The 5,379-nt window shown below is 67.8% G+C and carries 3 protein-coding genes; 2 read left to right on the top strand and 1 reads right to left on the bottom strand.

From position 1 onward, the window contains the following. Positions 1-942 (bottom strand): peptidyl-prolyl cis-trans isomerase (locus RDU12_RS11970; RefSeq protein WP_308684797.1); only part of this gene is annotated, 942 nt, incomplete at its 3' end. Between the two features lie 242 nt (positions 943-1,184). Between RDU12_RS11970 and secA the strand changes: the two genes are divergently transcribed. Both secA and RDU12_RS11960 read left to right on the top strand, forming a co-directional pair. Next, complete coding sequence (secA, locus tag RDU12_RS11965; RefSeq protein WP_300291272.1) at positions 1,185-4,079, top strand: preprotein translocase subunit SecA; 2,895 nt, start codon at positions 1,185-1,187, stop codon at positions 4,077-4,079. Positions 4,080-4,145: 66 nt separating this feature from the next. Continuing rightward, entirely contained in the window at positions 4,146-5,312 is a 1,167-nt protein-coding gene (locus RDU12_RS11960; protein WP_300291270.1) for a class V aminotransferase, read from the top strand. Positions 5,313-5,379 lie beyond the last annotated feature (67 nt).

Below are 5,379 nucleotides of genomic sequence, written 5' to 3'. Positions count from 1 at the left end.
CGCCCCGGCCGGCGCAGCGGGCGTCGCCGGAGCAGCCGCCGGCGCCGGGGCCGGCGCCGAGGCCGGCTCCTGTGAGGTGGAATCCCCGTTCAGCAGGACCTCGACCTCGGCCTTGCCGCGAAGCTGTTCCAGCAGCTGGCGCACCCCTTCGTAGGTCAGGTAGCGCACGATCTGCGGCCGCGCCTGCTCCAGCGTCGGCGGCGTCTCCTTGCGGCGGTCCTCGACCCTCAGCACGGCCCAGCCGCCCTCGGTCTGGAACGGACCGACGGTCGAGCCCGCCGGCTTGTCGCGCAGGGCGTCGGCATAGGCCTGCGGCAACACGTCGAGCGTGGCGTAGCCGAGGTCGCCGCCGGAGAACCGCGTCGCCTCGTCGGTCGAGCGCTGCTGGGCCACCGCCTCGAAGGCCGCCCCCTGGGCCAGCAGGCCGATCACGGCGTCCGCCTCCTCGCGGGTGCGCGACAGGATCAGGCGGCTGCGGATTTCCTCGGAGGTCTCGGCCAGCCGGACCTGCTCGCGATAGATGGTCTCGACCGCCTTGTCGTCGATTTCGCCGTTGACGACCGTCTCGACCAGCATGTCGCCGAGGATGCGCTCGCGCGTCGCCGCCAGCCGCCGCTGCGCCAGGGCCGAATTGTCCAGACCGCGGCGCTCGGCCTCGTGGGCCAGAAGCTTCTGGTCGATGACCTCGTCGAGCACCCGACGGAACAGGTCCGAGGTGACGTCCAGTGGCTCGCCCTCTCCCACCAGCCCCTGCGCCACCGCCTCGCGCTTGACGTCGGAAGCCCAGATGGTCTCGTCCTGAACCTCGGCCACGGCCCGGTCGCCCGGCTCCGGCGGGCGGTCGGAGCCGCCGCCCCGGCCGCAGGCGGACACGGTGAGAACCATCGCCAGCGCCACCGGGAACAGGGCGCGGGCCAGAATCCGGGTCGGGATGAGGGTCATTTCGGGGCAAGCTCCGTCACGGGCGGCAAAGGCCCTCGCGTTGACAGGGATAAGGCCGGTGCTTAAGTCCCGCCTGCGCCCAAGTCGAGGGGTTTCGATCGTTCGCGCGGCCCTTGCGCGCGCCTGAGACAGGCGCACCGGGTCGCCGCCGCCGAGGCCTCGCCAGGGGCGCCGTCGTCGTCGCTCCTTCGGGACCGTCCCAGTACCAGAGCCCCAGCCGCTCGCCCGCCTTCGGATCATTCATGCTCGGCATCGCCAAGAAGATTTTCGGCTCCTCCAACGACCGCAAGGTCAAGGACTTCATGAGCCGGGTGCAGAAGATCAATGCGCTCGAAGACAAGTTCGCCGCCCTGTCCGACGACGAACTGCGCATGATGACGGACGCCTTCCGCGACCGGGTCGCGGCGGGCGAGACCCTCGACAAGCTCCTGAACGAGGCCTTCGCCGTGGTCCGCGAGGCCTCCAAGCGCGTCCTCGGCCAGCGCCAGTACGATGTCCAGCTGACCGGCGGCATGATCCTGCACGACGGCGGCATCGCGGAAATGCGCACCGGCGAGGGCAAGACCCTGGTGGCCGTGGCCCCGGTCTATCTGAACGCCCTGTCCGGCAAGGGCGTCCACGTCATCACCGTCAACGACTATCTGGCCCGCCGCGACGCCGAATGGATGGGCCGCGTCTACCGCTTCCTCGGCATGGAAGTGGGCGTCATCGTCAACGGCCTGTCGTCCGGCCAGCGCCAGGCGGCCTACGCCGCCGACATCACCTACGGCACCAACAACGAGTTCGGCTTCGACTACCTGCGGGACAACCTGGTCTACGACCGGCGCGAGATGGTCCAGCGTCCGCACCATTTCGCCATCGTCGACGAGGTCGACTCCATCCTGATCGACGAGGCGCGCACCCCGCTGATCATCTCGGGCCCGACCGAGGACCGTTCGGACCTGTATCTGACCGTCGACGAGATCATCAAGGACCTGATCCAGGACAAGTCGACCTACGACCTCGACGAGAAGCAGCGCCAGGCCCTGCTGACCGAGGAAGGCTCGGAAAAGATCGAGGAGATCATGGAGTCCCGCGGCCTGTTCGCCGCCGACACCACCGGCCTGTACGACGCCGCCAACATCAGCCTGGTCCACCACATCAACCAGGCGCTGCGCGCCAACACGCTGTATCAAAAGGATAAAGACTACATCATCAAGGCCGGCGAGGTGATGCTCATCGACGAGTTCACCGGCCGCATGATGCAGGGCCGGCGCCTGTCGGAAGGCCTGCACCAGGCCATCGAGGCCAAGGAGGGCGTGAAGATCATGCCCGAGAACCAGACCCTGGCCTCGGTCACGATCCAGAACTATTTCCGCCTCTACGAGAAGCTGTCCGGCATGACCGGCACGGCCGCCACCGAGGCCCAGGAATTCCTCGACATCTACAAGATGGATGTCCTCGAGGTGCCGACCAACCGGCCGGTCAAGCGCATCGACCACGACGACGAGATCTTCCGCACCTCGGCCGAGAAGAATCAGGCCATCGCCGGCCTGATCGCCGAATGCCACGTCAAGGGCCAGCCCATCCTCGTCGGCACCGTCTCGATCGAAAAGTCCGAGACCCTGTCCGAACTGCTCAAGACCTTCGAGTACGAGGTCCCGGTCAAGACGCTGAAGCCGCAGCACCAGCACCTGCTCGAAAAGGTCGTCAGCGACGACGAGAAGGTCCGGCGCGAGGCGAAGAAGGCGTATCAGGCGCTGAAGGACGAGGACTTCGACATTGAGGTCAAGACCGGCAAGGGCATTCCGCACAGCGTCCTGAACGCGCGCCAGCACGAGCAGGAAGCCTTCATCGTTGCCGAGGCGGGCCTGCCCGGAGTGGTGACCATCGCCACCAACATGGCCGGCCGCGGCACCGACATCCAGCTCGGCGGCAACCTCGAAATGAAGCTGCAGAAGTGGCGCCAGGAGCAGCGCAACCTCGGCATCGAGGTCACGCCGGAGACGGAGGCCGCCATCGAGGCCGAGTTCAAGGCCGAGATCGCCGTCCAGAAGGCGAAATCCCTGGCCGCGGGCGGCCTGTTCGTGCTCGGCACCGAGCGCCACGAGAGCCGCCGCATCGACAACCAGCTGCGCGGCCGCACCGGCCGCCAGGGCGACCCGGGCACGTCGAAATTCTTCCTGTCGTGCGAGGACGACCTGCTGCGCATCTTCGCCGGCGACCGGCTGGACTCGATCATGCGCAGCTTCGGCGTGGCCGAGGGCGAGGCCATCAGCCACCCGTGGCTGAACCGCGCCGTCGAGACCGCCCAGAAGCGCGTCGAGACCCGCAACTACGACATCCGCAAGAACCTGCTGAAGTACGACGACGTCGTGAACGACCAGCGCAAGGCCGTGTTCGAGCAGCGCCAGGAGTTCATGGACGCCACCGACCTGTCCGAGCTGGTCGCCGAGTTCCGCAACGACGTGATCACGGACCTGATCGAAAAGCACATGCCGCCCAAGGCCTATGCCGAGCAGTGGGACATCGACGGCCTCGACGAGAAGGTGAAGTCGACCCTCGGCCTCGACCTGCCCCTGCACGACTGGGCCGCCGAGGAAGGCGTCTCGAACGAGGAGATCGAGGAACGGCTGATCGCCGCCGCCGACGCCCGGGCGGCCGAACGGCTGGAGCTGATCGGCGCCGACCAGACCCGCGGTCTGGAGAAGCAGTTCATGCTCCAGATGATCGATATGAACTGGCGCGAGCACCTCGTGCACCTCGATCACCTGCGCGGCGTCATCGGCCTGCGCGGCTACGGCCAGCGCGATCCGCTGAACGAGTACAAGACCGAGGCCTTCAACCTGTTCGAGACGCTGCTGTACGAGCTGCGCCACAACGTCACCCGCTGGTTGATGACGGTCGAATTCCGCTTCGAGGCCCCGGCGCCGATGGAGCTGCCCGAGTTCCAGGAAATCCACCTGAACCCCGGCACCGGCGAGAACGAGATGACCAATCCCGCGGCCCAGTCCCCCGAGGGCGCGCTGCAGGGCGAGGACCGCGCCCGCCTGCCGGTCGAGATGCTGCCGGTCAACTGGGAGCGCACGCCGCGCAACGCCGACTGTCCGTGCGGCTCCGGCCGCAAGTTCAAGCACTGCCACGGAAGTCTGATCTAGGGCGCTGCTTGAGCGCGGGATGAGGGACCGCTATCGACCGGCGGTGTTCACCGACGGGAGAGACTGATGGCCGCTCGCAAGGACCTGTTCTCCCGCGCCCTGTCGCTGGATCCGGAGCGGCTGCATTTCGCCGCTCACAGCCATCACCTGTGGCCCGACGCCTCGTTCGACGGCCAGGTGCGGGCCTGGGTCGAGGCCAACAAATTCGCCGACCGCAAATGGGATCTGATCTTCGGCGACGTGGTGCCCGAGGCCCAGGGCCACGTCGCCCGCGAGCTCAACCTGCCGTCGCCGGACACGGTGGTGTTCGCGCCCAACACCCACGACTTCCTGCTGCGCATCTTCTCGGGCTTCGAGACCAAGCCGGTCCGCATCCTGTCCACCGACGGCGAATTCCATTCGTTCCGCCGCCAGGGCGAGCGCTGGGAAGAGGCCGGCGAGGCGGTGGTGACGCGCATTCCCCTGCATCCGTTCGAGACCTTCGACGAGCGCTTCGTCGAGGCCGCGCGCACCGGCGGGTTCGACTGGATCGTGGTCAGCCAGATCTTCTTCAAGACCGGGCAGGCGTTCGGCCGGATGGACGATCTTGCGGCCCTGGCCGACCCGGCCGGGCCGTGGGTGCTGATCGACGGCTATCACGGCTTCATGGCCGCCCCGACCGACCTGTCGGCCGTCTCCGACAAGCTGTTCTACGTCACCGGCGGCTACAAATACGCCATGTCCGGCGAGGGCGCGGGCGTGCTGCACGCCCCGGACGGCTTCTGTCCCCGGCCTGTCGCGACCGGCTGGTTCGCGGAGTTCGGCGAGCTGATGGGCCGTCCGGAGGATGTTCAGTACCGCGCCGACGCGGGCCGTTTCTGGGGGGCGACCTTCGACGCCACCCCGCTGTACCGCTTCAACGGCGTGCGGCGGATGCTGGACGAGGCCGGCCTGACCACCGCGGCCATCGCCGATCATGCACGCCGGCTGATGCGCCGTTTCCAGGAGGCGGTCGCGGCCGGCGAGGCGGGGCGGCTGGACAAGGCCGAGCTGATCAATCCGGTGGCGAACGAGGCCGTCCGCGCCCGCTTCCTGGCCTTCCGCCACCCCGACGCCCAGACGTGGCGGGCGCGGCTGCTGGCGGCCAATGTGGTCACCGACGTGCGCGACGACACCATCCGCTTCGGCTTCGGCCTGTATCAGGACGAGGCAGATGTGGATCGCCTGATCGAAGTCTGCAAACGGGTGCTCTGACCCCGGTTATCCACAGCTTGCCCACAGCTACATTTCGGGCAAGACAAGCGCGACATCGTCGCCCCTA

Origin of the sequence: Brevundimonas sp. (genome assembly GCF_031082345.1) — a bacterium.
GTDB lineage: Bacteria > Pseudomonadota > Alphaproteobacteria > Caulobacterales > Caulobacteraceae > Brevundimonas.
This window is presented reverse-complemented; position numbering and strand designations above follow the sequence as displayed.